The sequence below is a fragment of the Myxococcaceae bacterium JPH2 genome (assembly GCA_016458225.1).
Lineage (GTDB): Bacteria > Myxococcota > Myxococcia > Myxococcales > Myxococcaceae > Citreicoccus.
The window spans coordinates 1-1,474 of record JAEMGR010000085.1 but is presented as its reverse complement, the minus strand read 5'-3'; the positions used below and the strand labels follow the sequence as shown (position 1 = coordinate 1,474).

Annotated in this window: 1 protein-coding gene; it reads right to left on the bottom strand. The window is 67.8% G+C overall.

The window, feature by feature from the left end:
* Positions 1-1,474: AMP-binding protein (locus JGU66_36195; protein ID MBJ6766217.1), on the bottom strand; the 1,474-nt coding region annotated here is incomplete at both ends.

The following is a 1,474-nucleotide window of genomic DNA, read 5'->3' as shown; positions in this document are numbered from 1 at the left end:
TGCTCGCCTCCGACGAGGACGCGAAGAGGCCGAGAGGAAGCGAGGCCTTCGTCGAGGAGGAGGCGGAGGAGAGAGGGGGAGCAGTCGAGGACGTCGAGGTGGTGGGCGGCGGCCCAGGCGACGAGGAGGGAGGGCTCCTCGCGAGCGGCTTGAGGGACGAAGAGGAGGGAGTGCCCGTCAACGAGTTGGATGAGTTGCTTGACGGAGGCGTCGAAGGAGAGGGGCGCGTTGAGGCTGACGCGGAGGGGAGAGGAGACGTCTGAGTAGACGGAGGAAGCGAGGGCCGCCCGGAGATTCATGAGGGAGGCGTGCTGGATGAGGACGCCCTTGGGCTTGCCGGTGCTGCCGGAGGTGTAGATGACGTAGGCGAGGTGCTGGGGCAGCGAGAGGTGAGAGGGATTGGAGGAGGGGAATGCCTCCAAAAGAGACGAGGCGGCGTCGAGGAAGAGAGAGGGAGTGGAGGAGGGGAAGAGGTGGGCGAGGTGGGATTGAGAGAGGAGGAGGAGCGCGCCGGAGTCGTGAAGCATGAAGGCGAGGCGCTCAGGAGGTGCGGAGGAGTCGAGGGGGACGTAGGCGCCGCCGGCCTTGAAGATGGCGAGGAGGGCGACGAGGGAGAGGGAGGAGCGCTCGAAGCAGAGGGCGACGCGGACTTCGGGCCCGACGCCGAGGGCACGCAGGTGGTGGGCGAGCTGATTGGCGCGGGAGTTGAGCTCGGCGAAGGAGAGGGCGGAGGAGTCGTCGAGGACGGCGAGGGCGAGAGGCGAGAGGGCCGCCTGGGCCTCGAAGGCCTCATGGAAGCAGCCGCGCCAGGGGAATGACTGGTGGGTGTCATTCCAGTCGCGAAGGAGGGTGGAGCGCTCTTCTGGAGAGAGGAGCTGGAGTGAGGCGAGGGGGGCGTCGGGAGAGGCGAGGACGGAGTCGAGGAGGGTGCGGAGGTGGAGGGCGAGGCGAGAGGCAGTGGAGGAGTCGAAGATGTCCGAGCGGAAGGAGAGGGAGCCGCGGAGGCCGGAGGGGGAGTCGGAGAGAGAGAGGGAGAGGTCGGCCTTGGTGGCCTCGAAGTCGCGAGCGAGGGGGAGGAAGGAGAGGCCGGGGAGGGAGAGAGAGGAGGCGGGGGTGTTTTGGAGGACGAGGAGGACTTGGAAAAGAGGGGAGTGGCTGAGGGAGCGCTGGGGGTGGAGGACTTCGACGAGCTTCTCGAAGGGGACGTCCTGGTGCTCGAAGGCGGAGAGGGCGGTGGAGCGGACGGAGGAGAGGAGGTGTCGGAAGGAGAGGTGGGGCTGGAGGGAGGAGCGAAGGACGAGGGTGTTGACGAAGAAGCCGATGAGGGACTCGGTCTCTGCGCGCTGGCGGCCAGCGATGGGGGAGCCGACGGAGATGTCGAGCTGGCCGGAGTAGCGAGAGAGGAGCGTCTGCCAGAGGGCGAGGAGGGCCATGAAGGGGGTGACGCCTTCGGCCTGGCAGAAGGAGGCGAGTG